This is a genomic window from Acidovorax sp. A1169 (genome assembly GCF_030704685.1).
Lineage (GTDB): Bacteria > Pseudomonadota > Gammaproteobacteria > Burkholderiales > Burkholderiaceae_C > Acidovorax.
This window is the reverse complement of the sequence record NZ_JAUZDX010000025.1, coordinates 22,855-47,122: the sequence shown is the minus strand read 5'-3', so window position 1 is coordinate 47,122 and position 24,268 is coordinate 22,855. Positions and strand designations below refer to the sequence as shown.

Annotated in this window: 32 protein-coding genes; 16 read left to right on the top strand and 16 right to left on the bottom strand. The window is 63.3% G+C overall.

The window, feature by feature from the left end; genetic code table 11:
• Window positions 1-95 precede the first annotated feature (95 nt).
• The 3 genes from QYL93_RS27835 to QYL93_RS27825 form a co-directional block, all read right to left on the bottom strand.
• Window positions 96-788, bottom strand: a complete 693-nt coding sequence (locus QYL93_RS27835; RefSeq protein ID WP_305746708.1) for a response regulator — start codon at window positions 786-788, stop codon at window positions 96-98.
• Entirely contained in the window at window positions 785-2,719 is a 1,935-nt protein-coding gene (locus tag QYL93_RS27830) for a type IV pili methyl-accepting chemotaxis transducer N-terminal domain-containing protein (RefSeq protein WP_370877050.1), read from the bottom strand. Before QYL93_RS27830 ends, QYL93_RS27835 begins: the two co-directional genes overlap by 4 nt.
• Before the next feature lie 126 nt (window positions 2,720-2,845).
• Window positions 2,846-3,814 carry an IS30 family transposase gene (locus QYL93_RS27825; protein WP_305746707.1) on the bottom strand — a complete coding sequence of 323 codons (969 nt, stop codon included), beginning with the start codon at window positions 3,812-3,814 and terminating at the stop codon, window positions 2,846-2,848.
• A gap of 536 nt (window positions 3,815-4,350) precedes the next feature.
• On the opposite strand from QYL93_RS27825, the gene QYL93_RS27820 reads away from it, so the two are divergent.
• Window positions 4,351-4,869: a DUF2059 domain-containing protein gene (locus QYL93_RS27820; RefSeq protein WP_305746706.1), complete on the top strand. Its 519-nt coding sequence runs from the start codon at window positions 4,351-4,353 to the stop codon at window positions 4,867-4,869.
• A gap of 137 nt (window positions 4,870-5,006) precedes the next feature.
• Window positions 5,007-5,435, top strand: coding sequence for a hypothetical protein (locus tag QYL93_RS27815; RefSeq protein ID WP_305746705.1), 429 nt, complete (start codon window positions 5,007-5,009; stop codon window positions 5,433-5,435).
• Window positions 5,436-5,487: 52 nt separating this feature from the next.
• Here the strand turns inward: QYL93_RS27815 and QYL93_RS27810 are convergent, their stop codons facing one another.
• Window positions 5,488-5,679 carry a hypothetical protein gene (locus QYL93_RS27810; protein ID WP_305746739.1) on the bottom strand — a complete coding sequence of 64 codons (192 nt, stop codon included), beginning with the start codon at window positions 5,677-5,679 and terminating at the stop codon, window positions 5,488-5,490.
• 125 nt (window positions 5,680-5,804) lie between these two features.
• Here QYL93_RS27810 and QYL93_RS27805 point away from each other — a divergent pair, with 125 nt between their 5' ends.
• Both QYL93_RS27805 and QYL93_RS27800 read left to right on the top strand, forming a co-directional pair.
• Window positions 5,805-6,086 (top strand): hypothetical protein, encoded by a 282-nt coding sequence (locus tag QYL93_RS27805; protein WP_305746704.1) that lies wholly within the window; start codon window positions 5,805-5,807, stop codon window positions 6,084-6,086.
• A 1,042-nt stretch (window positions 6,087-7,128) separates the two neighbouring features.
• On the top strand, window positions 7,129-7,527 hold the full coding sequence (locus QYL93_RS27800; RefSeq protein WP_305746703.1) for a hypothetical protein: 399 nt from the start codon (window positions 7,129-7,131) through the stop codon (window positions 7,525-7,527).
• Between the two features lie 102 nt (window positions 7,528-7,629).
• On the opposite strand, the gene QYL93_RS27795 is transcribed toward QYL93_RS27800, so the two are convergent.
• Both QYL93_RS27795 and QYL93_RS27790 read right to left on the bottom strand, forming a co-directional pair.
• A complete protein-coding gene (locus QYL93_RS27795) occupies window positions 7,630-8,049 on the bottom strand; it encodes an SMI1/KNR4 family protein (protein WP_305746702.1) in 420 nt (139 codons plus the stop codon).
• 200 nt (window positions 8,050-8,249) lie between these two features.
• Window positions 8,250-8,510, bottom strand: a complete 261-nt coding sequence (locus QYL93_RS27790; protein WP_305746701.1) for a hypothetical protein — start codon at window positions 8,508-8,510, stop codon at window positions 8,250-8,252.
• Window positions 8,511-8,634: 124 nt separating this feature from the next.
• Here QYL93_RS27790 and QYL93_RS27785 point away from each other — a divergent pair, with 124 nt between their 5' ends.
• Window positions 8,635-8,910: a hypothetical protein gene (locus QYL93_RS27785; protein ID WP_305746700.1), complete on the top strand. Its 276-nt coding sequence runs from the start codon at window positions 8,635-8,637 to the stop codon at window positions 8,908-8,910.
• 66 nt (window positions 8,911-8,976) lie between these two features.
• On the opposite strand, the gene QYL93_RS27780 is transcribed toward QYL93_RS27785, so the two are convergent.
• Window positions 8,977-9,420, bottom strand: a complete 444-nt coding sequence (locus tag QYL93_RS27780; RefSeq protein WP_305746699.1) for a hypothetical protein — start codon at window positions 9,418-9,420, stop codon at window positions 8,977-8,979.
• Window positions 9,421-9,551: 131 nt separating this feature from the next.
• Between QYL93_RS27780 and QYL93_RS27775 the strand changes: the two genes are divergently transcribed.
• Window positions 9,552-9,812 (top strand): hypothetical protein, encoded by a 261-nt coding sequence (locus tag QYL93_RS27775; protein WP_305746698.1) that lies wholly within the window; start codon window positions 9,552-9,554, stop codon window positions 9,810-9,812.
• 111 nt (window positions 9,813-9,923) lie between these two features.
• Here QYL93_RS27775 and QYL93_RS27770 read toward each other — a convergent pair whose 3' ends face one another.
• The 3 genes from QYL93_RS27770 to QYL93_RS27760 form a co-directional block, all read right to left on the bottom strand.
• Window positions 9,924-10,196 (bottom strand): DUF3253 domain-containing protein, encoded by a 273-nt coding sequence (locus tag QYL93_RS27770; protein ID WP_305746697.1) that lies wholly within the window; start codon window positions 10,194-10,196, stop codon window positions 9,924-9,926.
• A 22-nt stretch (window positions 10,197-10,218) separates the two neighbouring features.
• Window positions 10,219-11,064 (bottom strand): hypothetical protein, encoded by an 846-nt coding sequence (locus QYL93_RS27765; protein WP_305746696.1) that lies wholly within the window; start codon window positions 11,062-11,064, stop codon window positions 10,219-10,221.
• 278 nt (window positions 11,065-11,342) lie between these two features.
• On the bottom strand, window positions 11,343-11,480 hold the full coding sequence (locus QYL93_RS27760; RefSeq protein ID WP_305746695.1) for a hypothetical protein: 138 nt from the start codon (window positions 11,478-11,480) through the stop codon (window positions 11,343-11,345).
• 153 nt (window positions 11,481-11,633) lie between these two features.
• Here QYL93_RS27760 and QYL93_RS27755 point away from each other — a divergent pair, with 153 nt between their 5' ends.
• The 4 genes from QYL93_RS27755 (at window position 11,634) to tnpB (ending at window position 13,068) form a co-directional block, all read left to right on the top strand.
• A complete protein-coding gene (locus tag QYL93_RS27755; protein WP_305746694.1) occupies window positions 11,634-12,062 on the top strand; it encodes a DUF1810 domain-containing protein in 429 nt (142 codons plus the stop codon).
• 54 nt (window positions 12,063-12,116) lie between these two features.
• Entirely contained in the window at window positions 12,117-12,260 is a 144-nt protein-coding gene (locus tag QYL93_RS27750; RefSeq protein ID WP_305746693.1) for a hypothetical protein, read from the top strand.
• A 286-nt stretch (window positions 12,261-12,546) separates the two neighbouring features.
• Window positions 12,547-12,741, top strand: coding sequence for a hypothetical protein (locus tag QYL93_RS27745; RefSeq protein WP_305746692.1), 195 nt, complete (start codon window positions 12,547-12,549; stop codon window positions 12,739-12,741).
• 111 nt (window positions 12,742-12,852) lie between these two features.
• Window positions 12,853-13,068, top strand: a complete 216-nt coding sequence (tnpB, locus tag QYL93_RS32025; protein ID WP_370877049.1) for an IS66 family insertion sequence element accessory protein TnpB — start codon at window positions 12,853-12,855, stop codon at window positions 13,066-13,068.
• Window positions 13,069-13,181: 113 nt separating this feature from the next.
• Here the strand turns inward: tnpB and QYL93_RS27735 are convergent, their stop codons facing one another.
• The gene (locus QYL93_RS27735; RefSeq protein ID WP_305746690.1) at window positions 13,182-14,660 is read right to left on the bottom strand and encodes a hypothetical protein; all 1,479 of its coding nucleotides are present in this window, start codon (window positions 14,658-14,660) and stop codon (window positions 13,182-13,184) included.
• Window positions 14,661-15,038: 378 nt separating this feature from the next.
• Window positions 15,039-15,176, bottom strand: a complete 138-nt coding sequence (locus QYL93_RS27730) for a hypothetical protein (RefSeq protein WP_305746689.1) — start codon at window positions 15,174-15,176, stop codon at window positions 15,039-15,041.
• 151 nt (window positions 15,177-15,327) lie between these two features.
• On the opposite strand from QYL93_RS27730, the gene QYL93_RS27725 reads away from it, so the two are divergent.
• Window positions 15,328-15,990, top strand: a complete 663-nt coding sequence (locus QYL93_RS27725) for an FMN-dependent NADH-azoreductase (protein ID WP_305746688.1) — start codon at window positions 15,328-15,330, stop codon at window positions 15,988-15,990.
• A 138-nt stretch (window positions 15,991-16,128) separates the two neighbouring features.
• Here the strand turns inward: QYL93_RS27725 and QYL93_RS27720 are convergent, their stop codons facing one another.
• Both QYL93_RS27720 and QYL93_RS27715 read right to left on the bottom strand, forming a co-directional pair.
• Window positions 16,129-16,467: a hypothetical protein gene (locus QYL93_RS27720; RefSeq protein WP_305746687.1), complete on the bottom strand. Its 339-nt coding sequence runs from the start codon at window positions 16,465-16,467 to the stop codon at window positions 16,129-16,131.
• A gap of 145 nt (window positions 16,468-16,612) precedes the next feature.
• Window positions 16,613-17,080 (bottom strand): Lrp/AsnC family transcriptional regulator, encoded by a 468-nt coding sequence (locus QYL93_RS27715; RefSeq protein WP_305746736.1) that lies wholly within the window; start codon window positions 17,078-17,080, stop codon window positions 16,613-16,615.
• A 170-nt stretch (window positions 17,081-17,250) separates the two neighbouring features.
• Here QYL93_RS27715 and QYL93_RS27710 point away from each other — a divergent pair, with 170 nt between their 5' ends.
• Window positions 17,251-18,345 carry a saccharopine dehydrogenase family protein gene (locus tag QYL93_RS27710; RefSeq protein ID WP_305746686.1) on the top strand — a complete coding sequence of 365 codons (1,095 nt, stop codon included), beginning with the start codon at window positions 17,251-17,253 and terminating at the stop codon, window positions 18,343-18,345.
• A 102-nt stretch (window positions 18,346-18,447) separates the two neighbouring features.
• On the opposite strand, the gene QYL93_RS27705 is transcribed toward QYL93_RS27710, so the two are convergent.
• Window positions 18,448-19,098, bottom strand: a complete 651-nt coding sequence (locus QYL93_RS27705) for a GntR family transcriptional regulator (RefSeq protein WP_305746735.1) — start codon at window positions 19,096-19,098, stop codon at window positions 18,448-18,450.
• A 44-nt stretch (window positions 19,099-19,142) separates the two neighbouring features.
• Between QYL93_RS27705 and ggt the strand changes: the two genes are divergently transcribed.
• On the top strand, window positions 19,143-20,735 hold the full coding sequence (ggt, locus tag QYL93_RS27700) for a gamma-glutamyltransferase (protein WP_305746685.1): 1,593 nt from the start codon (window positions 19,143-19,145) through the stop codon (window positions 20,733-20,735).
• A 130-nt stretch (window positions 20,736-20,865) separates the two neighbouring features.
• Window positions 20,866-21,825 carry a tripartite tricarboxylate transporter substrate binding protein gene (locus tag QYL93_RS27695; protein ID WP_305746684.1) on the top strand — a complete coding sequence of 320 codons (960 nt, stop codon included), beginning with the start codon at window positions 20,866-20,868 and terminating at the stop codon, window positions 21,823-21,825.
• Window positions 21,826-21,932: 107 nt separating this feature from the next.
• On the opposite strand, the gene QYL93_RS27690 is transcribed toward QYL93_RS27695, so the two are convergent.
• Window positions 21,933-22,841, bottom strand: coding sequence for a LysR family transcriptional regulator (locus tag QYL93_RS27690; RefSeq protein ID WP_305746683.1), 909 nt, complete (start codon window positions 22,839-22,841; stop codon window positions 21,933-21,935).
• Between the two features lie 137 nt (window positions 22,842-22,978).
• Here QYL93_RS27690 and QYL93_RS27685 point away from each other — a divergent pair, with 137 nt between their 5' ends.
• Both QYL93_RS27685 and QYL93_RS27680 read left to right on the top strand, forming a co-directional pair.
• The gene (locus QYL93_RS27685; protein ID WP_305746682.1) at window positions 22,979-23,170 is read left to right on the top strand and encodes a 4-oxalocrotonate tautomerase family protein; all 192 of its coding nucleotides are present in this window, start codon (window positions 22,979-22,981) and stop codon (window positions 23,168-23,170) included.
• 36 nt (window positions 23,171-23,206) lie between these two features.
• Window positions 23,207-24,193 (top strand): zinc-binding alcohol dehydrogenase family protein, encoded by a 987-nt coding sequence (locus QYL93_RS27680; protein ID WP_305746681.1) that lies wholly within the window; start codon window positions 23,207-23,209, stop codon window positions 24,191-24,193.
• Window positions 24,194-24,268 lie beyond the last annotated feature (75 nt).

The following is a 24,268-nucleotide window of genomic DNA, read 5'->3' as shown; positions in this document are numbered from 1 at the left end:
TGCGCGAGAGCGTTATTGCCCTGCGCGCTGTCGACATCCACCGCGAGCGAGCTGGGCGGCACTCCTGCACTCGAGAAGGGCAATTGGCGGGCCTGCTATGAAGCGTGTCGGGCGGCGAATACCGCCGCCTGCACACGCGAGGTGAGGTGGAGTTTTCGCAGGATGTGCTGCACGTGTATCTTTACCGTGGTCTCGGCAATGTCGAGCTGACGGGCGATGTGTTTGTTGCTGTCGCCGCGCGCGATCAGGTGCAGGATTTCGAGTTCTCGCACCGACAGCGACGCGAGTTCGACATCCGAATTATTCACGGGTGCCACAATAGAAGTGCCAGGACCGTCGGCGGCGGGCTGCGAGCGCAAGGCCGATACCAGCTTGGTCGTCATCTCCGGGCTCACCACCGATTCACCGTCCATCACCTTGACAATGGCCTCACACAGGTGGTGCGACTCCACCGTCTTCAGCAAATACCCGTCGGCGCCGGCTTTGAGCGCGGCCACCAGGTCGGCCTCGTTTTCGCTCACAGTGAGCATGAGCACGCGGCTGCCAGGCGCGGCCTCGCGCAGCGCGGGGATGGCGTCCACGCCCAACACACCGGGGAGGTGGTTGTCGAGCAGGATCACGTCAGGTCGCTGGCGCGCAACGCAGCGCAGTGCCTCGCCCACGTCACCCGCTTCGCAAGTCACCTCGAAGCGTGTGTCCTGCGAAAGCAGGGCCATGAGCCCGCGACGGAACAGGGAGTGGTCGTCCACCACGAGTAGCTGTATCGGGTGGGTGGGTGTGACGTTCATGGAAGGGGGTGTTCGGTGGTGATTGCTGCAATAGGGCTGGCCGCCACAGGGTGGGGTGGCAGCGTCAGGGTCACGGTGGTGCCGTCGCCGGGCTCGGAGCTTACGTCGACCCGCGCGCCAATGAGCGCGGCGCGCTCGCGCATGATCTTCAGGCCCACGTGGGAATCATCGGGCGTGTCCAGCACGTCGAATCCCGCACCGTCGTCGCGCACACGAAAGCGCCAGCGCGCGCCCTTGATCACATCAAGCTGAATGTGGCGCGCCCCCGCGTGCTTGCGCACGTTGGAGAGCGACTCCTGCAACACGTGCAGCACCTGCACCTGCACATCGGCAGGCAGAGGAAGGCCGTGGCCTTCGACGTGCAACTTGGCTGGCAAGCCCGTCTGGTGCTGAAACTTCTGCAGCGTCTCCTGCAGGGCGCGTTCGATGTCGTCGGTGTTGGTGCGGGTGCGAAAGTGCACCAGCAGTTCGCGCACGTCGTTGATGCTCTCGCGCAGACCTTCGTCGAGTTCGTCGAGCGTGCTCATCACTCGCGCGTCTTGGCCTTTGGTTGCCGCAGTGCGCAGCAGTTGCACCTGGATCTTTAGAAAGGCCAGCGACTGCGCGATGGAGTCATGCAGCTCGCGAGCAATCAATGCCCGTTCCTCGCCCACCGCAGCCTCGCGTTCCAGCGCGGCCGCGCGCAGGCTCTCCAGCGCATTGGCAAGGTGGCTTGCCAGGGCATCCAACAGCTCGGACTCGCCTGCGCTCAGGTTGGTCTGCGACCGGTAGAACAGGTTGATCTCGCCGATGAGGCGCTGCTGCAGGCGCACCGGCACGCTCACCAGCGTCTCGAAACCGGCGCGCACGCAGTGCCGTACCTCCAGCTCGTCGTGGCTGCGGATGGGGATCACCCGGGTGCGGGCATCGGGCTGCAGGTTGCCGCAAGCACACGCTCCCGCCAGCAGACTGCGCTCGGCTTCCACCATGTCCTGCGGAAAGCAGTCGGTGGCCAGCATCAGGTAGCGCTGGCTGGCTTCATCGCTCCAGCGCACCGCCACTGCGTCCGCCTTCACCACTGCGCGCACGCGCTGGGAAAAGCCGCGAGAAAGTTCTTCGATGCTGCCAGCCTGGGCCATGAAGGCGCTGACCTCATACAGCGTCTCCAGCCGCGCGCGCTGCGCTTCGATGTGGCGCGTCTTGGCCTCTACCTGGCTCTCTAGGCCAGCGTACATCGTCTGCAGCGTGGAGGCCATGCGGTTGAAACCCCCCGCCACCTGACCAAATTCGTCGAGTGTGTCGACCTCTACGCGCGCCTTGAAGTCGCCCGATTCCAGCCGGCGCAAGCTCTCGCGCAGGTGGGCCAGCGGGTTGATGACGTACATGTAGCCTGTGTAGAGCATCACCACCGCGCCGAGGATGGCCAGCGCCATCATGAGGAACTGGAACAGGTTAAGGATGGCAGTCAAACCCGATAGCTGGTGCTCGATGGCGAGCACCAGTGCGTCGATGGCATCGACGAAGGCGTCGGCCGCGGCCAGGGCTTGTGTCGGATCGGGCGGCGACCCTTGTGACCACAGCGGGCGCTGGCTTTGCCACAGCGCCTCCACTGTGGCGAATTTAGTGGCAACCGTTTCGTCCCAGGGCACGAAGAGCGGCCGGCCAGCGTCGCCCCGGCGCAGCAACTCCAAGCTCTGGTCGAACTGCTGCACCAGCGCCGCCACCTCGGTCGGCGCCTGATCGGACTGCGCCACGCTGTTGATCCGCCAGGTTTGCATGCGCATTCGTCCGGCCTCGTTCACCGCTGCGGCTCCACCTTCGAGCTGCCAGGTCACCCATAGCGTGAGACCGATGGAAGCGAGCGCGACGAGCAGCAAGCCCGCGCCGATGCGTACCAGCTTGGTTGACAGGGATGCGGTGGAGGCCATCACGTGGTGGTTACCGGGTTTCAAGGTTTGCAAATACCTGCTTGCGACAGGCTGCTGTCTCAGGCAGTTGTGCCTGGCTGAGAAAATAATGCACTTGCAGTCCCATTTCATGTGATGCGGATTCAAAAGCGATGCGCAACACCCTGGATTTCAATGAACAAGAGTGGAGTGCTGCGGGTTGTTGATCAGCAACTCGCGGTACACCGCCAACGGTGATCGTACCCCCAGCCCCTTTCTGGGGCGGTCGTTGATCTCATCGGCTATCGCATCGAGTTGCTGCTGGCTGTAGATGCTCAGGTCCTTCCCCTTGGGCAGGTACTGGCGCATCAGGCCATTCATGTTCTCGCTGAAGCCCCCCTGGTCGTACGTCATGCTCAGGCGCATCGGTTGGGCAATGCCCAGCAGCTTGTCCGTGAAGCCCTGCAAGACGTTGGCAGCACTGGCCGGCTTGAACTCGGGGAGCTTGACCAGCATGACCAGTCGGCTGGTGCGCTCCACCAAGGTCCCCACCGCACTGGCATTGGCCTCGCCTTTGATCAGGTCACCTTCCCAGTGCCCGGGGAACTGGCGGTCTTCGATCTCTGGAGGGCGCACATGGATGCTCAGCATGTCCGGGATCTGGCCCCTGCGGTCCTTGCCTTTGCTGCGCGGCACTCGCTTGTTGTGGGCGTGGCGCAAGGTGGCGATCAGTTCTTTGCGCAGCTCGCCCACGGGCATGGCATAGATGCAGTTGTAGATGGTCTCGTATGACACGCGGTGCTCATGGCCTGGTGGATGCAAGCGTGCCAGTGTCAGGGCAATCTGCTCGGGCGACCAGTGAAGCCGCAGCAAATGGCTCACCAGGCCCCACAGGATGGAGTCAGGATGCAGCTTGACTGCGGGCCTGCCACAGCGCCTGCGCTGCAGGCAAAGGCGCTGCGCCTTGACGCTGCCATAGTCCGATGGATGGCCCGATGGGTGAGCATTGCGCACCAGCTCCCGGCTGATGGTGGCGGGTGAGCGCAGCAGTTGCCTTGCGATGGCCCGCACGCTGTAGTTCTGCTGCTTCAGGCTGGCAATGGTGACTCGGTCTTCGGGCTGCAGCTGGCTGTAGTGGCTGGAACGGGAGGGGTTGTGCATCTGCGGACCTTACAGGTTGGCAGGTGTTGCACTTCAGATTTGAATCCGCCGTACTTAAAACATAGCTCGCATCGAGATCGTGCGCTATGGGCCGATCTGAGCGGTCGATGTCTGAGTCGACTGGCAGGTCAAGGGCGCAACGCGCGTGTTCACACAGCTTCGGCCGATAGCGGAAGTCTGGCTTGCCGCGCCTGTACCCTGAATCACCCAAGAAGGCGACTCAGCGAAACTCAGGTGAAGCCTTTGCGCAGCGGCTCGGGCGTGTCCATGAGAGCCGATCCGGATGTCCAGCTCCCGACGTTCTTGCTGTCCAAGAAAACCGAGCTCGGTGTCCAGCAGCGACCTGAATAGGCAGGTCGCTGCAGTGCTGCGGATGGGTGCCGGGGGGGCGCGGGCCTTGGGCATGTTGCCGCAGCGCATGCGGAGCAGCCTCACCCATTCGGGGGGTGGGCGCGACCCGAATCGGTCCGGTTGGCGGGATACATTAGTTCGGCTTCCACCGGGGCGCCGCAGGTATGTACCACCAAGAGAGACCCATGCACCACCACCATCGCCTTGCCCACTTCGCCATTGCGGCCCTCATCTGCGCCAGCGCGCCAGCGGCCTTTGCCCAGGAAACCCGGCAGGAGCTGGTGCAAAAGATCGCGGTGGCGCAGGGTCTGCAGGACCAGTTCGAGCAGCAGCTGGCGGATCAGCGCGAGTCCGTGAAGGGCTATGGCGCCAAGATGCTGGCCGATGTAGTGGCCGAGAACGGTGGCAAGGCCACCGCCCGGGAGAAAGCCGCTTTCGACAAATTCCTGGCCCGCAGCGCGCAGATGTTCTCTGCCAAGGAGCTGGCGGCGAAGTGGGTGGCTAGCTATGGCGCCGATCTGTCCGTCAGCGACCTGCGCGAGATCCTCAAGCACTACGAGTCGCCCATCGGCAAGAAAGAGGTGGCCGCCAACAAGGCGGCCATGGCGACGTTCTCGGTGTGGATGAACCGCGAGGCGCAGTCCCGGGCCGAAGTGCTGATCGCCGGGCTCATGAAGGACCTGCAGCCGCCGGCAAAGCGCTGAACCGCCGGCCATTGCGGGCACGGGTGCCCTGCCGTGAATCCGCCGCGCAAGGGGCTGTGCCGAGCGCGGCGCGGTCACTGGCAGGCTCGTCACTGGCAACGGCAAGCGATAAAAAAGATAAAGAGAGGGAAGCACCCATGGAACTGACTGTCGACCCGGCCCAGCCGCCGCTGTACTCCCCCCGCCAGGTGTTCTGGGCGGGCTTTTGCGGCGGGCCTTTTGCCCTGGTCTATCTGCTGTCGCGCAACTTCCAAAGCCTGGGCCAGGCCGAAGAAGAGCGCCGCTACCTGCTGATCGGGCTGGCGCTGAGCCTCATCATCCTGGTCGTGCTGGTGATGGTGCCCGCCAGGCTGAGCACGGGCGTGTTCATCGGGGGCGCTTTTGCCGGCAGCACGCTTGCGCGGCAACAGCATTTCGGAGGCGAGAAGGTGCCGCCGCAAGGCACGCCGCTGCACTCCAACTGGCGCGTGTTCTTCAACACCCTTGCCTCTTTCGCGGCATGGGCGGCGGCCGTTGTGTCGCTGATGCTGCTGCTCCCCGCCGTGGGGGTCCGGCTGCCGGGATGAATGGGCCGGAACTGCGCACCTGTCAACATTGCAGTGCGGGCCCGTACCAAGCTCAATCCCGCAGCCGCCCGTCGCTGCCGATCACACCGATGTCTACATAGCGGCTGCCCACATTGCCTTTGGAAAAATCCACCCGGAAGCCGCCGAAGTCGATCTCGCCCATCGAGGTGAGTGGGGCGGCCAGGCTGGCAAGCGTGGTGCCGCGGTGATGAGCCTGATTCAGAGCGCCAGGCTCAATGGTCACGACCAGGACCGCTTTGTAGATGTCGCGACCGGCAGGTATGGGCCCGAAGCCGACGTTTCGTTCATCTGATAGCTGTCATTCGTTCGCACCAGAGCTATGCTCTCCGTAAACTCTAGAACGCACAAATGCCTCAAGACCTCGACAAGCTCCTCGGTCGTGTAAATGACGAAGAATCGTTCCGGACGTTCGTCGACGCTTTGGCTGTTGACTTCGCGGAGGCACGAGAAATTGAGGCAATCACGCCGAGCAAGCCATATGGCGCTGGTGCATTAGGCTGGGAACACAGCACTGTAGACGGATTTCTTGGTGCGGCAGCTGCTTGTGGGGTGGCTGTTGTAGAGGGGGACTTGAACAACCCCTGGCTTCGTTGCGCTGCCATTTTGTATGGCGGCAAGTTCTACGAGTAGCTACGCAATCGAATGGCCGGTCCTGGCCGATGGCAGCCATCGTACCAGCGGCAGCCACGGGCCCAAAGCGAGCACCTTCCTATTCTTCTGCGTGTCCGCATACAGGGCATTTTTTTAGGCCAAGGACCCATGAGAGCCATGCTCCGGCTGGCTGCGTGCGAATGGCCAGCCAAAATAGTTTCAGCCCGCATTGCGAGCACCGCACCGTCAGCAGAGCAACAACAAAAACTGCCACGATAAAAAGTGGTGTCGCTAGCACTATTGCCGTGCGCGATGTGCTGAAGAGCGTGGAAAAAAATCCCGGCGCGAGATATACACCGCCAGCGAACAGAAGCAGTACGCCAAGGCAAATCAGCAGCCAACGTTGGCGGTAAATCAAGCTCTTGGGTTCGCTATACATGCTTATTGATACCTCGCTTTCAGACAATGAGTGTCTGCTCTTGGCCGATGGCAGCCATCGTAGCAGCGGCAGCCACGGGCCCGAAACAGCCAGTCGCTCCGAACCAATCATGTGGCCAGGAAATGAGCGCGGTAGATAGAGGCTCTCTCCGCTTGGTTCAATGCCTTTGCGGCGCGTTCCATATTTCGCCAAAACCCACCTCGTGGAGATTCATTGAGACCACATGTCGCAAGCAGGTCCATGCAAGCGACGAGCTTTTCTACGGACAGAATCTGCTCAACCTCGGAAAGGTCGACGGTGTCATGGGGCACGTTCCACTGTGGAGACGAGGATAGATGCGGTCTGGCAAATCGCAAATAAGCGTGCGCCGACGCCAGCTGGATAGCTCGGGGCGGATAGCTCATTATTCATTCCGGTTGAACTTGAACGACGGCTCTTGGCCGATGGCAGCCATCGTAGCAGCGGCAGCCAGGGGCCCACAGCCGACAATGAGCCGGCCCTCCCAAAAGCAGTCATTGATTCAAAACACATTGATCGGCGCTCTAAGCATTCAGTTGGCGGACTCGGTTCGGCTACGGGCACGCTATAAATGCAATCTCATCTTGTATTGCAGCCGTTCCTGGTCAGCTGAATTCAATCGTTATGACTCGTGACATACCACGCCGCTATCTCAGTTTCGCCGAAGCACATGCTGCACTTTGCCGTGGCAAGGCCGTCGAAGTGTTTCTCGGGGGGTGTTCGCGCTCGGATTCTCAGGGCATTCGCTGGGTGCAGATTCGAGGTCTGCCGAATGGGTGTGAACTGCGTCTGTATGAGACGGCGGACCTCGGGTCTGAGGACTATACCGACGTGTATGAGTTTGGTCCGCTGGACCCGGAACTGGAGCAAGAAGAAGCTGATGAAGTGCGGGCCTTTTCGAGCTTTGAAGAGTGCGTGAAAACGCTCGAAACTCGCTGGCCTGGCGCCCTATCGCGATTGACAAATGAGTCCATGGTCCAAGATGAGTACGCCGACTATTTGCGGAGAGGTCGCGATGCATAACCTGTCACTTAAGCGTTGAACGTCCGCTTTCACCTGCCGCCATAGACTGCTCCTGGCCGAAAGCTGCGATTCCATCTGCTGGATAGTTGATCTTAAAAACCGTCAAGAAGGAGTTGAAGACAAGAGCTCGCAGAACTCACCAAACGAATCGCTGATGCGCTCGTAAGACGGAGCGTCCTCTACCGAATTCTCGTTGCTCCAGAGGAAAACTGCCGAAGACTTTGAACTGCAGTCGAAGCAAAGTGCGTCGTTGTTTCCAAGCACTGCGAATGGCAAAAGCTTCCCGAGGCGGTCATCAAGAGCCGACCAGAAGACGTTTGCATGGAAAAAGGCCAGGCTACGATCCGTCAGGCTTGAGAGCTGCGCATAGTGTAGAAAGCGCTCAATCGGAGGAGCCAGGAGCCCAGAGGGAGCGCGAAAATACTTCGTGACGGGCTCGCCGCCATTGCATCGTTGCAAAAGATGAACGTATTCGGGGTCAAAGCGAAAGCCAAGATAGTCGTTCTGAATCATGGATTTCATTCGGTCCAGCTCAGCGGGCGAGACAGGACCTACGCATGAGGAATCGACGAATTGCAGTGACATGAACCTTGCTCGCTTCAATGATCTGGAATGGCCGCTTCTGGCCGGTAGCCGCCATGGTAGGCGCGTCCGCTCCTGGCCGAATTCTGCTGATGCGACTGGATACGCATGCCCGCAGCAGTCAGCCATGCAGTCATCGCTTATCGCCCCATGAAAATGAACGAGCAGAAAACCAAAGCAATGCAAAAGAGTCCGCCAACGACTGCGGCGGCCCGGTCGGTGAAGACCAGTTGCCCATGGCGCACAAAAGTCATTGCTCCCGCCGCTCCGTGAATTCGGCCTTCGTCTCCACGCTCGCCACGCCATCGCCCCAAGGTCAGCGAATAGATCACCAGCTTGCCTGTCAAGACGAAAACAAGGTCCACCAGTATCCAGACAACAATTCCTCCAATTGCTTCCATCAATGCCCATGCTCCTGTTGCAGATGTACGAGGCGACCAGGGGCCGCTCCTGGCCTAAAGCAGAAGTCTAGCGTGCCGCGCCCGTACCCTGAATCACCCAAGAAGGCGACCCAGCGAAACTCAGATGCAACCTTTCCGCAGCGGCCTGGGCGTGTCCATGAGAGCCGATGCGGATGCTCGGTTTCCGCCGTTCCCGCTGTCTCAGAAAATCCAACTGGGTGTGCAGCAGCAACCGAAATACACAGGCCGCTACAGGCTTGTCATCGGCAAGGAAGAGCTGGCCGCGAACAAGGCGGCCATGGCGAACTTTTCGGTGTGGATGAACCGCGAGGCGCAGGCCCGGGCGGATGTGCTGATTGCCGGGCTGCTGAAGTATCTGCCGCCGCCGGCAAAGCGCTGAGCCACCTGCTTGCACCGACGTCCCGACTGGCTTCACCGCGCGAGGGGCGGTGCCGGGCGGGGGCGGTCACTTGCCCGGGCACACCTCTTTGGGTTCTCCACGCACATAGTTCTCCCAGGCGTCCAGGACTATGTGGTTGCGGCCCACCCAGGTCTGCACCTTGAGCGTGGCGGTGCTGCCCGTGGGGGCGGGCTGGATGGCCACGATACCGAGCACGATGTTAGAGCGTCCCATGCCCATCCCCTTATCTGCATAGATGTTGCAGGTCATGGAGCCATCGGCGCTTTGCTGGCCACAGTCAGGTATGCCCAGGGTAGAGCCCCAGAAGGCCGTGCCTTTGCGGCAATGCCGCAGGCTTTCACGGAAGTTGGTCGAAGCCTCTTGGGCGGGCACGGCCAGTGCCACCTTGCGGATGTTGAAGTCCGACTCCTTGAGCTTGTCCGGCGCCGTGCCGCACCCGGCCAGTGCGGCTGCAATTGCCAATGCCACTGCCCATCCCGTTGCTGCCATTCTTCGCATGCCTTGACCCCTCCTTTGTTGTGTGCCGGGAATGGTAGCGTGCGCAATGGGTCGCGCTTACGATCAAGGGGGAGGGGGCCGCTGCGCCAGTGGACCCGTTCACCGATGGGAGATACGCACCAATGCCTTCATGGCTGCACGACCTGATCGACAGCGACATGCCCACTGCGCACGGCCGCGACCGGTACCTGGGTTTTGCCAGCAGCGTCATGGCCGGGCACCACGGCGAGCTGGAGATCACCGGCAACGCATTCAACGTCCACTTCTCGCAAGCGGGTGTGCGAGTGCAGTGCCTTTGGGATGAAAGCCGCAGCCCCGAGTGCATGGGTCTGCCTGCGTTCATCCAGGCGCTGACAGCCCCGCCGGGCTCCCGAATGCCCTGACCCGGGTGCAAGGCCGCAGATGGTTGTCCATGGTGCCAAGCCCGCGCACAGGCTCCATCTGCATTGCCAGGGGCGAAGATGGATGCCCTGTGCAGGCCGTAGCCTGGCGGGTCACGTGGCGCTGGGCGGGGAGGGCCTGGCCAGGCGGATCGGCCCCACCGCCTGCACCGCCGAGGCCACTGCATGGCCGCTCTGCAGGACCTGCAGGCGGCCTTCGCTGGCCAGCCGGTCCGCAGCGCTGCGCACGGCGGGCATCATCGGGCGCCACTGCGCGTCGTTGTCCTGCGCCAGTGCACGCGCCACTTCGGATGGACAGATGGTCTTGCCCGGCGCGCGCTCGGCCAGCAGGGCCAGGATGGCTTGTTCGATGGCTGCGTCGCGCATGGCGGGCCTGGACGCTATCCGGTCACTCCGCCTGCAGGTAGCACTGGCCGGACCGGATCCCGCTGGCCACTGCGCTTTCCACCTGGTCCATCGTGGGGAACTGGGCCCAGAAATGGTCCACGTTCCAGCACATGGTGGGGCCCGAGCGCGAAAACACGGCGCGGGTGGGGCGGTCGCTGCTCACGGTGTAGTTCCAGTTGCCCCACCAGGCGGTGATCGCGCCCCAGGTCTCCTTGCGGTCCACCTCGAAGCGCGCGTAGTCCCTTTCGGTCAACACCTTGCCGGTGCCCGTGCATTGGGCGTTGTCGTAGACCATGGTCCCCTGCGTGACGGTGACATGGGTCTCGTCCTGGCGCGTCAGGCGAAACAGGCTGCGACCGATTTGGCCGGGAGCGGTGCCGACGGGGCCGCAGGCTTCGCGCACCCAAAGGCCCTCGGGCAGGCCCCACACGGCGGGGGCGCAGGCCACCTGCACCGACTCGACCGCAGCACTTGGCACGGCACCGCTGCCCTGGGCCACGCTGCAGGTCTGCCCTGCGGGCTGCGACTGGGTGCGCACTGCATAGGCGCTGCCGGCCGCCAGCGGCGTGGCAAAGCCGAAGCGGCCATTGGCCGTGATGCTCAGGTCGTCGCCCTCGTTGTTCTGCAGAACGAGCCTGGGGGGGCTGGTGCTGCTGCCTGCGCCGGGTGCCACCAGCCCGCTCACCGTGCCGCCGATGGTGAAGCGATCTACCGGCGAGGGGCCAGGCGCTTCATCGCCGCCACCGCCGCCGCAGGCCGCCAGCGATGCCGCCAAGGCCAGGCAGGCGAGGGCGATGCAGCGCGTTGGCGCTGCCGGCGAAGGGGTCGGTGGTGTGGAGTTGGTCATGGCAAAAATGGCAAATTATGGTTGCCACCACCACGCCAGTTAACCCCTCAACAGCAGCAGGGCGTGACGGGCGTCACCTGCAGTGCGCCGCGCCCCAACGCCCATCCGCCAATGGTGCACGTGGTCGGCATCAACGCCTGCCACTGCGCCTTTTGCCGGCAACGCCCGCGCCATGTCGCCAGGCTCCGTGGGCTTGCCTGGCGCGCAATCACCCAGCACCGCCTCAATGGTGTGCTGGGTGCGCAGGCCGGCGTGGCTGGCCTGCTTTCGCGCGGTGCTCAGGGCCTTGCCGAAGGCGTGGTGGTGGCGCCCGTTGCAGCCCCCCTGCCGGTTGCGTTGGGGGTGTTGGCGGCGTTGTGGGCCTTGTATTTCTTCCACAGGAATCCGGCAATGGCCATCAGGATCATCTTGCGCATCAGTGTTCTCCAGGTTGGTGGGTGTGCGCATAGCATCGACGGCGATGCAGCTGCGTTCTGTAGGAGGCTGGGTCAAGAGCGTGTCGGCAAGCGGTCAGTGCAAGGGCGCGGGCGGCAGTGGGCTTGCCGCGATAGCGCTCATACAATGGCGGCATGCCTTTACCACCCGTTCTGGACCGATTCCTGGGCGCACAGGAGCCCGTGTGGGCGCGCGTGCTTGCCGAACTCAAGGCGGGCAAGAAGCGCTCGCACTGGATGTGGTTCGTGTTTCCCCAGCTCAAGGGCCTGGGGCACAGCGACATGGCGGTGCGCTACGCCATACAGTCCCGCGCCGAGGCCCAGGCGTATCTGGACCACCCCGTGCTTGGCAGCCGGCTGCGCGAGTGCTGCCAGTTGCTGCTCGCGCTGCCAACGGCATCTGCCCGCGACGTGCTGGGCACCCCCGACGACCTGAAGCTGTGCTCCAGCATGACGCTGTTTGGCGAGGTGTCGGCAACGGACAGCGTGTTCCAGGCCGTGCTGCAGCAGTATTTCGATGGCGTGAAGGACGCCCGCACGCTCGAACTGCTGGGCCCGGGCTGAACAGGCCTTCTCGGTGACCAGACAGGCCACCAACACTATCGTTTGACCGTCCCGATGACGAATGACCTCAGCGAAAAGAAACGGCTTTCACTGGTTGCGCTGTACCAGCAGATGCCCATGGAGGAGTTGGAGCGCCGCATAGCCGCAGGGCTGCTGGCGGCACCGGCGCAGGCCATTGCGCAGGACGTGCTGAACTAGCGGCTGGAGCAGGGGGACAAGCCACCTGAGCCCGGCAGCCCATCGCCAGGCGGTGCTCCCCAAGGTTCGGTATGGGGGACGGCGATGTTGCTGGTACTGGGGGCGGGGTTGAGCTGGCTGGTGCTGCCCGGGCACATGGCTTCGCTGGTGAGGCTGGTGGCCGTGTGCTGGGTGGTGCCCGCGCTGGGCAAGGCCTTCCCGCTGGCCGGTCTGGCCATGGGCATTTGTTTTCGACATACTGCCCGTGGGGCTCTCGCTATGGGCATGGAGGGCCGGCGCGCTGGTGATGCGGGGCGGTGACTACAAGCCCCTGGGCGCCCTGTTGACGTGGGGGGTTCTGGTCGTTGCCTTCGTGCTGTTCTGGTCCCTGGCCAGCATGCTTATCGTCGGCTCCCGGCACAAGGGCCCCTGGGGCGACCTGTACAACAAGCTCAAAACAAGTCGCGACCAACAGATGGAGGCCATCACCCGGCGGCGCTGATGGGCACTGAAGGTGCCATGGAGCTTGCGCGTGCCGGCGCCGACCGCCTGATCGCCAGCGCGGTGCAAGTCTTCGGCGCCGCGCAAGCCCACCACGCCTACCTCTTTGCCGATGCGCGGCACGCGGATGAAGCTGGTGGTGTGCGATGGCTTTGGCGTGTGGTGCGCAACGCGCCGCCTGAACCAGCGACGCTTTGCCTGGCCCAGCGATGGGGCGCTGCTGCAGCAACTGCACTCACACAGCCCCAGTTCGATGCCCTCATTGTGGGCCTGCCGCGGCAGCGGCTTGCACACATGCAGACCATCACGCGCGTGTGATGGTGTGTGATCGATAGCCCCGCGCGCCGGTGAGGATCGCGCACGGGGCAATTCGAGAATGCCCCGATGACATCCATCGCCCACCTGTACGGGCGGGCGTTGCCTTGGGGTGTACCGGCTTATTTATTGCATGTCGTAGACCCGCTTGTAGCGATAGCTGTTGAGCATTTCAGCCAGGCTCTCGGTGGTGGTCGCACCCAGTCCGTAGCCGACGAAAAAGGCGGTGCCTGACAGGTGGGTCAGGTCCTGGTTCGCCAACAGGAGGGAGGATGTGTTTTGCAGGCGGTCGGCCCAGGCCAGCGGATTGAGGGGATTCAGGCGGTCAAAAATGGGCGCCGAGTAGGTGAACATGGTTCCGTCGGGAGTGATCGCTATGAGGAAAGGATTGCCTTTGGCCCCACTGGCGAGGTGCTCGGGTTTGATCTGTACGTGCGCGGACAGCGTCAGGCGGGTCAGGGTGCCGGTGGCCACCATGGTGCCCAGCCCCGGTGAATCCGCGCCTTCGAACACCACGGGCAGCGGCGACAGTTGCGATTGCCCCACCGGCCCCACACCCAATTGCCCAAGGTCGTTGCGACCCCAGGCCAGGAGCGTGCCGTTGGTGGTAAGAGCCAGGGAGTGCTGGCCGGATGCCGCGACCTGTGCATACCCGGTTCCAAGGGGCTGCGGGGTTTCAGTATCCGTGTGGGTGGCATTGCCCAGCTGGCCTTGTGTATTGGAGCCCCAGGCCCAGGCCGTGCCATCGGCCTTCAGCGCCAGCGTGTGGTGGGAACCTTTGGCGACCTGGCGATAGCCGCCGCCCACCAGCACGGGGGCATCGCGCTCTTTCCATTGCCAGAGGGTTCCATCATCCTTCACGCCCGCGGCCGAGCGGGCGCCCAAGTCCACCTGCACGAAACCCCGGTCCACCGGGCCGGCGTTGCCGTAGCCGCCCTCCCAGCCCGGGTTAATGAACAGGTCCCCGGGGTACACGTCCAAATAAACAGACCGTATGGCGCCGTCTCCCAGCACGAACAACGCGTTGTTGCGGCCATTGACCATCTGCCGGTAGCCGGGTGGCATCCGGTCCAGCATGCCATCGCTACCGGCATTCCCGTTGAAGAGATTTTTCATATGGCCCCAGTACCAGATGGATCCATCTGTCTTGCTGGCGGTGTCCGAGGTCATCAACTGCGCAAAGCCACTGCCCACCTGCACCGGCCGGGTTTCGTTCAGGTCCTGGGCTCTCGACGTCCCCACTTTGCCCCACATCCACAATGTGCCATTGGTCTTGAGGCCCACCATGTGAATACTGCCCACAGCAACCTGGGCGAAACCGCTGCCGATCTGCACGGGCTTGTCTGCACTGACCGTGGAGCCATTGCCCAACTGCCCGTTCCGGTTGTCGCCCCAGGTCCACAGCGATCCGTCGCTGAGCACCGCTGCGGAGTTATTTGAGTCCGTGGCCATGTGCACCACCGTGGCGGCGTGCACGCTGCCCATGCCAGCCGCCAGGGCGAACATCAGCCAGATTTTGAAGGCCACAGGCGCCAGGTGGCGGGAGGCGATGGATCGCAAGCGATGCCTGGCAAAAGTCGAAAAGAATCTCATCAGAAAACCCATCTTTGGAAGTATTGGTGAAACCTGCCGAAGCCCACATCGGCCTCTTCAGAAAGTGCGTGCGCAACGAACGAACGAGCGATCGATGGACACGCCACGGTGACAGCCTCCCCTCCCTGAAATCTGGCGAATTTTTTTGCGATCAGCAGGGGTGCCTCTCAAGTGCCATGGTATTGCCGAGACTCGCGAAAAGCGGTGACTCGCATCACCACACCCGGGCGGCCAAACAAAGCGTTACGAAATCAGTTCAGCGACGCCATTTTTTCAGCCGCATCCCTGCCTTGGCAATCCAGATCCAGGCTGGCTTCACAGGTCCATGGTCTGCGATCAAGATGAGATGACCAATGCATTTTTCGGATCAGCTCTGACCCGATTGCCAAGTCAAACTGCCGCCGCGTCAGCATGGAGTCGCTGGTTGCTTGCGGTCTGGCCTGCGGGCTGCGACTGCACCTGCACCGCATAGGCGTGGCCCACCGAGATCGGCACGGCGAAGGTGAACGGGCCATTGGTCCCCAGCATAAGGGGGCGCCTGCCGCCTGGCGTAACCCTACCGAGGTAGGGCGCGTGCGGTGGCCCTGGCAGCCACGCCTGCGGGTACGGCTCGGCCACTGCCGTATCAGGCGAGCCTGCGGCCGGTGATGCCGTACACCATGGGGACATCAAGGCCCTGGTGGTCCATGTAGAACCTGCCCGGCTCTCGCTCCAACTCCTCGTTGTCGAGACCAGCCCGCGCGGCGCCCAGTCCGTCTCGCGCCAGATGACCCAGCACTTTCTTGCGGCCTGGCGCACCGCCCATCCGGGCGGCCATGTCGTGCACCGCGATCTGGCCGATGCCGCGCCCCCATTCGTCACGGCGCCCTGGCTGCATGCCTACTTCACGCCGCCCGCGAACCAATCGCAGGCGATGCGGGACGAACTGCGGCTGTCGGACGAGATGGTCGTCGAGGTGCTCGCGGCCGGGCACCTGGTCATCTCGACCCCGGTCTACAACTACAACGTCCCCGCGTCGCTCAAGGCCTGGGTGGACCATATCGTGCGCAAGGGCGCGACACTCGGCCTGGACGGCCAGGGCCTGGTCAAAGGCAATAAGGCGACCCTGCTTATGGCCTCGGGCGGCGTCTACACCGAGGGATCGCCCATCCGTGATCGCGACATCGCCACGCAGTATCTGCGGCGCATCCTGGGCGTCATTGGTATCGAGGACGTGACCGTGGTGGCAGGCGGCGGTGCCAAGGCCGTCGATCTGCAGGCCCAGACCATGGATGGCTTCCTGGCCCCGCTGCAAGCGCAGATCGAGCGCGCTGCGGGCGCTGGCATTGCGCACCGGGCATGAGGCCGCAGGGGCGGGCGCCTCGGGCGGCGCCAATGCCCCCTGCCCAAGGCGCTCTCGATCAGCCCGTCGGCCTTGGGCGTGACGAGCCCGTGCAACTGCGCCAGAGCACCAAATCGCGTCAAGTGTCAGCGCGGGCAGTCAAGCCATACTGAAATGCGCTTGCAGCAGCTGCTCTTGCGGCGACGGCAATGCCTTGTCGGCCTGAACTTCCAGCGCCACCGTAGCGCCGCCATGCCAGGCCAGCGCGCCCCGTCTGGTGTCGAACCACAGGCTGGCTTCTTCAAACTCGCGCTGCTGGCGGGGCTCGGTGGCTGCCATGCTGATAAAGCGCAGCGGTATTACTTGGGCCGTGCTGATCCATGCCCACTGGTAAACCTGATCCTTGGGCGCATCGGCGGCCATGCTGAGCCGTTTGACTTCGGTCAGCCAGCCGTGGGGGGAGACGAACAGGTAGAGAATTTTGAAGTGAGGGGACATGCCGTGATTGTCTGCGCCACCCGGCTGTGGCCATGCGCATGCGCCTTCAGTTCCCCTGCGGACGGGCGCTGGCCCCATGCCAATCCACACCACCGGCGAGCCTCGCTCGTGGTGCTGACTGACGAAGAGAAGTGCAGCTTGAGGCCTAGCCACCTCTGTCGATGCGAAGGGCGAGAATCACCGAAGTGTTTGTCCTGGTGACTCCCTCGATCTCCCCGATTTGATCCAGCAGCACGTCAAGCCGCGCCGTGTTGTCTGCTCGAAGGGTGGCCATATAGTCAAACTCGCCGCTTACCGATGCGAGCTGCAGCAACTCGGGAAACTTCGTCAGCTCCCTGATGACTTCCCTGCCGGCCTTGGGCTGCACCACGATCCCCACAAATGCCTGTACGCCCCGTGCGACGGCTTCGCCTCCGAGGCGCACGGAGTAGCCGCCGATGAGGCCGTTGGCCTCGAGTTTTGCAAGGCGTGCCACGACCGTTGTTCTGGCCACGCCGAGCCTGCGGGCCAGGTTGGCAGTGCTTTCGCGCGCGTTGGCCTGCAGCAGCGCAATGAGCTCCCGATCGAACTTGTCGCGGAGCAGTGTTTCGGGAAGGTTTGTCGGCGCGTTCATGGTGAGGGACGAAAGCCAAAAAAGAATGACAAGGTGACGATTCGGCAGCATTGTCTGCCATTGCGGCGAAAATCTGTGCCATTTCGTCGAACTCATGCTTTTTTTCGTCAGGGGGTTTCGGAACACTGGGTGGGTCTCCACACCCCAGTCCCGTTCTGAAGGAAATTCGCATGAAAGTAGCTCTTCTCGGCGCAGGCCACATCGGCCAGACCATTGCCCAACTGCTGCACGCCAGTGGCGACTTTGCATTGACGGTCTTCGACCGCGACCAGGCAGCATTGGATCGGCTGGCCCAGAAGGGCATCCGGACAACGTGCATCGACACATCAAGTGCCGAAGAACTCACGAATGCCCTGGACGGGCACACCGCAGTGGTCAATGCGCTCCCGTACCACCTGGCGATTTCTGCTGCCCAGGCGGCCTTGCGAGCCCGTTGCCACTACTTCGATCTGACAGAGGACGTGGCGGCAACCAAGGAAATCAAGCGTCTCGCACAGGACGCTGAAACTGCGTTCATGCCGCAGTGCGGCCTTGCCCCGGGCTTCATCGGGATAGTGGCCCATCACCTTGCCAGCGGCTTTGAGGCTCTGCACGACGTGAAGATGCGTGTGGGCGCGCTGCCGGCGTTTCCCACGAATGCGCTCAAGTACAACCTGACGTGGAGCGTGGATGGCCTGATCAATGAGTACTGCCATCCGTGCGAGGCGATACACGATGGTCGGGTGATCTCGGCCCTGCCGCTGGAGGGGCTGGAGCACTTTTCCCTGGACGGGGTGGAGTACGAAGCCTTCAACACGTCTGGTGGCCTGGGAACCTTGTGCGAGACGTGGGACGGAAAGCTGCGCAACCTCGACTACAAGACGGTGCGCTACCCAGGGCATCGCGCGTTGATGCAATTTCTGCTGGACGAGCTGCAACTCAAGAGCGACCAGGACACGCTCAAGACCGTTCTTCGGCGCAGCATGCCCGCCACCATGCAGGACGTGGTGCTGGTGTTCGTCACCGTCTCAGGCACCAAGAACGGCTCGCTGGTGCAGGAGGTATTTGCGCGCAAGATCTTTGCCGAGCGAGATGGTGCGTACCCGTTGTCCGCCATCCAGATCACAACCGCTGCGGGGATCTGTGCGGCCCTGGACCTGTTTCGGGAGCAGAAGCTGCCTCAGCGCGGGTTCATTCGCCAGGAGCAAGTGGCCCTCCCGGACTTCCTGGCCAATCGCTTTGGCCGGGCGTACCAGCAGTACCGCCAGGTTGAATCGATTGGTTGAGTAGGGCGGGGCAGCGGCCTTGGCGGAAGCCATCGGCCCCTTCAGATGCTTACGGCAACAAGCCGAAAATGTAAGACTGTATCCAGTTGACTGCCAGCCTGGTCAAGGATGCATGAGCTTCGCTAGCGTTACCAGCGTGCTGCTGACGTGCTCGCGGACCACCGCTTCGATCAATTCCGGGCGCTTGCGGCGCAGCGCGTCGATGATGAAGCCGTGCTCCTCGCGGCTTGGCCTGGGCTTGTAGGTCGACTGCAGCCATAGCCGCATATGGGGCTCGATGCACACGTGCAGCGCCGCAATCTGTGCCACCAGCCGCGGACGGGCGCTCAAGCCGCACAAGTACAGGTGGAAGTCACGGTGCTCGGTGACCCACGCGGAAAGATCTTCTGCGCATCGGTCCATGGCGTCCAGCCGTCGCTCCAGTTCATCGATGTCTGCGGGGCCGATCCGATCCAGAGCGGCTGTTGCTGCCAAACCTTCGAGCACCGCACGCATTTCGAACACCTCGATCGCCTCTTGGTGGTTCAGGCCGCGCACTACCGCACCCCGGTTGGGGCGGATGGTCAGCAGTTCTTGCGTTGCAAGGCGCCGGAACGCCTCGCGCACCGGCATTCGACTCATCCCCAGTTGCGACGCAATCTCCTCGGGCACGATGCGGTCGCCCGCCTTGAACTGGCCCATGCGGATTCCGTTGAGAAGGAAGCGATAGGCTTCTTCCTCGGCCGTTGCGGGGCTGGAGAAGGGTGTGAGCATGATGGCCATTCACTTTGATTGGATACACGAATATACTTTGAGGCATGCAGCCCCTTGACTGGTCGTTCCCCTACACCTCGCAAAAGATGCCACTGCTCGCGGCGAACGCCGTGAGTGCCAGCCAGCCTTTGGCGGCGCAGGCAGGATTGAGCATGTTGTACCAGGGCGGTAACGCCATCGATAGCGCGCTTGCCTGCGCGATTGCGCTGACGGTGGTCGAACCCGTCATGAACGGGATTGGCGGCGACATGTTCGTGCTGGTGTGGCATGAAGGCAAGTTGCATGGTTTGAACTCCAGCGGAGGCGCGCCCTCGCTCTGGACGCCGCAGTATTTCGACAGGCACGAAAAGATGCCGGAGATGGGCTGGGGTTCGGTGACTGTGCCGGGCCAGGTTGCGGGTTGGAAAGCGCTGTCGGATCGCTTTGGCAAACTGCCCTTTGCGCGCCTGTTCGAACCGGCCATTCGGTATGCGCAGGAGGGCTTCATGGTGTCGCCGCAAATTGCGAGGCAGTGGGCCAACCAGGTTCCACGGTATATCGACCAACCGGGCTTTCGCGACGCGTTCACATGGGAAGGGCGTGCTCCGCGCGCCGGTGAGCTTTGGCGCTTTCCGGCACAAGCCAGGACGCTGGAGCAGATTGCCGAGAGCGGCGGCGAGAGCTTCTACCGGGGCGATCTTGCCGAGAAGATCGAAGCATTTGCCAGGCAGTGCGGCGGTGCACTGCGCGCAACCGATCTTGCGGCGCACCGGGCCGAATGGGTCGAGCCCATTGAGCAGTCGTTTCGCGGCTATACGCTGCACGAGATTCCGCCCAATGGCCAAGGGATCGCGGCACTGATGGCGTTGGGAATTCTGGACCACTTCGACCTGGCAGGTATGGGGGTAGACAGTGCCGACTATTACCACGTTGGCCTGGAGGCGATGAAGCTGGCCTTCGCCGACCTCAGCAAGTATGCCGCTGATGCCCCTGCCATGTCGCCCGTCTCTGCTGCGCACTTGCTCGACGCTGCCTATCTGGCAGAGCGCGCGAAGCTCATCGACATGAAGCGCGCGGCCAATCCAGGCCCCGGCATGCCAAAGACCGGCGGCACGGTCTATCTCGCGTCAGCCGATGCGGCAGGCACCATGGTCTCTTACATCCAGTCGAATTACCACGGCTTTGGCTCCGGCGTGGTCGTCCCAGGCACCGGCATCAGTTTGCACAATCGCGGCGAAGACTTCAGCCTGGTCCCGGGGCATCCGAATATCGTCGCTCCAGGCAAGCGGCCGCTGCACACCATCATCCCGGGGTTTATTACGCGCGATGGCTCACCCGTGATGGCGATGGGCGTCATGGGCGGCTCGATGCAGGCACAGGGGCATGTGCAGATGGTGACGCGGCTCGCCAGCTTTGGACAAAACCCGCAAGCGATGAGTGATGCTCCACGGTTTCGCGTGGAGCCAGGCCCCACGGTCACGCTGGAATCGCATGTGCCTGGCGATGTGCCGGACTCGCTGCGCGCCCGCGGACACAAGGTCACCGTCGCGCAGCGTCAAAGCCTGGACTTCGGATCGGCCCAGCTGATCTACAAGGCGGAGCACGGGTATGTCGCGGCATCCGACTCGCGTCGGGACGGACAGGCCGTTGGCTTTTAGCGTGAGCGGCCAAGGTGCAGCACCCTTGCTGGCAAATCTGTCCTGATCGACGACGCCATGGCGTCTCCTTACGCACTGAAATTCCCTTCCCCTCAACTGCAACAGCGCAACAAGCCAGGAGACAACCACAATGAAGCGACGAATCTTTTCCGCAGCAGCGGCAGCCTCAGCACTCTCATTGGGTTTGCCAGTATCTGGGCAAGACCGAACACTGAAGCTCATTGTCGGGTTTGCGCCCGGAGGCTCATCCGACCAACTGACAAGAATTCTTGCCGACAAACTGCGCTCTTTGCTGGGGCAAAACGTCGTCGTTGAGAACAAGCCGGGGGCATCAGGACGGGTGTCCATGGCGGAGCTCAAGCGGTTGCCGCCGGATGGGCAGACACTGGTCATGGCCACCAGTGGCACGCTGGTGGTGGCTCCCTGGCTTTATCCCAATCTGCCGTACGATTCCGTGAAGGACTTCACGCCGATCGCGCGCGCCGCGAGCTTCGACTTTGCGCTCACCATTGGCCCTGCAGGTCCCCAACGCGATATCAAACATGTGTTGGCCTGGATGAAAGCGAACCCCGACAAGGCGAACTTTGCCACTTCGGGCGCCGGCACACTGGGCCACTTTACGGGCGTGCTGCTTTCGCAGACCACTGGCGTCAATCTCACGCACATACCCTACAAAGGGGGCGCACCCGCGGCGCAAGACCTGGTAGCCGGGCTGCTGCCCATGATGGTGGACACAGCTTCTGAAACCCTGGAGCATCACAAGGCGGGCAGGGTGCGGATTGTCGCGGTGACTGGACAAGAGCGCTCCAGCGCTTTGCCCGACGTGCCCACCTTGAAGGAAGCGGGCATCAACATGACTGCGGATGGGTACTTCGCTCTGTACGGCCCTGCGGGGATGCAGCCGGCAGTCGTGCAGCGTATCGAACGGGCCGTAGCCGAAGCGCTTCGCGCGCAGGATGCGCGGGACAAGATTTCCGCGCTGGGGCTGGTGCCCGACTACCTGGATTCATCTGGGCTCAAGAAGCTGCAAGCCGAGCAGCTCAAACGCTGGGAACAGCCGGTGAAGGCCTCTGGCTTCAAGCCAGACTGAGCGCAGGCTTCGGTCCGGGGGGGCCAAACACCCCCGTCGTGGTACTGAAGCATTGAACGTGGGGCGGCTTTGCAGATGCTTGCGTTGCTGGTTCCCATGCACACGAATCAATTGAATCGCCCTTGCGCAGCGCAGGCCACCAGCCCGTCGACGATGTAGCGCACGCGGGGGCTGAGGTGGGCGCGTTGGGGCCAGATGGCGTGGATGTCGATCTGGCTGCCGGCGTACTGGTGCAGCACCAGGCGCAGGCGGCCGTCACCCACCTGGTCGCGCACCATCGATATGGGCAACTGGGCCAGCCCCAGCCCTTGCAGGGCGGCATCGACCATGGCCTCGCCGTCGCTGATTTGGTGGGTGGCCGGGGGGGTGATGCGCTTTTCCACCCCCTGGTCCCTGACGAACCAGACCATGGGCGGCCCGCGCAGGGCGCCGACGACGCAGCGGTGCCCGGCAATCTCGGCAAGGTGGGTGGGCTCGCCATGCTCGCGCAGGTAGCCTGGCGAGGCGCAGATCACACGCGGTTGGGTGGCCAGCCGGCGTGCGACCAGGTGGCCCGTGTCCTTCAGGGCGCCAAAGCGGATGGCGATGTCCACGTCGTCTGCCAGCAGGTCGCTGGTGGCGTCGGTGAAGGTCAGGCTCAGCTGCAGGCCGGGGTGGGGGCGGGCGATCTGCACCAGGGCCGGCAGCACCACGCGGCGCCCGAAGGCGACCGGCATGTCGATGTGCACCCGGCCCTTGAGCACCGGGTTGCCCGATGACAGCGTTGCCTGCGCGGCGGTGATCTCTTGCATGGCCGAGGTGCAGGCCGCAAGATAGGCCTCGCCATCGGCCGTGAGGCGTGTCAGCCGGGTGGTGCGGTGGAACAGCCTGGCGCCCAGGCGGTCCTCCAGCCGGGCGATGGACTTGCCCACCGCGGATTTGGTGAGGCCCAGGCGATCGGCAGCCTGCGTGAAGTTGTCGCTGTGGGCGGTGGTGACGAAAACCGTGATGCCGGCCAGGGGGTCGAGGTCTTGCATAGTAGATTGGGGTTCTACTCTGAGGGTAGAACGGGGTGACAATGGCGAAGTGGTTCTACTTTAGCATTGGGTCAGCAGTCTGAAGCGCCGCTCTTGGCCTTGAGGTTTTGCATTGAATCGATGTGAAGGAGCGGCACATGCCCGTCGTACGAGTGAGCTGGTTTGAAGGCAAGGACCACGCGCAAAAGCAGAAGGTGGCAGCGGAGATCACGGAGAGCATCGTGCGCAACACGGCCACCGACCCGAACGACATCTATGTGATCTTTGAAGACGTGAAGCCTGCGGACTGGGCCGGCGCAGGCAAGCTGTTCGGCACCACTGCTGGTTGAATGCAGCGGTGAAAGCCAGACCTTGAAGGAGCTGCCATGGCGACAGGGATGATGAAGGCGGTGGTCATGCATGCACCGGGCGGGCCAGAGGTGCTGCGGGTGGAGCAGCGCCCCATCCCGCAAGCGGGCCCAGGCCAGGTGCTGGTGCGCGTAGAAGCCTTCGGGCTGAACCGCTCGGAGCTGTTTACCCGGCAGGGGCACTCGCCGGGGGTTCAGTTCCCGCGTGTGCTGGGCATCGAGGCCGTTGGCACCGTGGCGCAGGCACCCGGGGGCGAGTTTGCGCAGGGGCAGATGGTGGCCACCGTCATGGGCGGCATGGGCCGGGCATTCGACGGGGGCTACGCGCAGTACACCGTGGTGCCAGCGGGCCAGGTGCGGGCGTTCACGTCGCCGCTGCCATGGGACACGCTGGGCGCGCTGCCGGAAATGCTGCAGACCGCCTGGGGTGCGCTGCTCCGCGGCCTGCGGCTGCGCGAGGGAGACCGGCTGCTGATTCGTGGCGGCACGACGTCGGTGGGCCTGGCAGCGGCTGCCATCGCCCGCGCCCACGGTGCACAGGTGGCATCGACATCACGGCACGAACAATCCAGGGCCCTGGTCGAAGCGGCCGGGGCGCAGCATTTCATCGTGGACGACGGCGCCATCGCCGGCCAGGTGCAGGCCCTGTGGCCGGGCGGCGCCGACAAGGTGCTCGAACTGGTGGGCACCAGCACATTGAAAGACTCCCTGCGCGCAACCCGCGAGCCGGGCACCGTGTGCATGGCGGGCATGGTGGGCGACCAATGGTCGTTGGCCGACTTTGCGCCCATGGATGCCATTCCCACCGGCGTATCCCTGACCACGTATTCGGGCAACGTCTCGGACTTCATGGGCATGCCACTGCAAAAGCTTCTTGATGGCGTGGCCGCCGGCACGCTGCCGGTGTCGATTGGGCGCGTGTTCAGCATCGACCAGATCGCTGAAGCCCACCGCGTGATGCAAGCCAACGAGGCGCGGGGCAAGATTGTCGTGCTGACGCGCTGAGAGCGTCTGACAAAACTCTTTTGGCGTTCTGGCTGCGTCTTGTCGTTCTGCCTGCGATGCAAGGCCTTTTCTTTT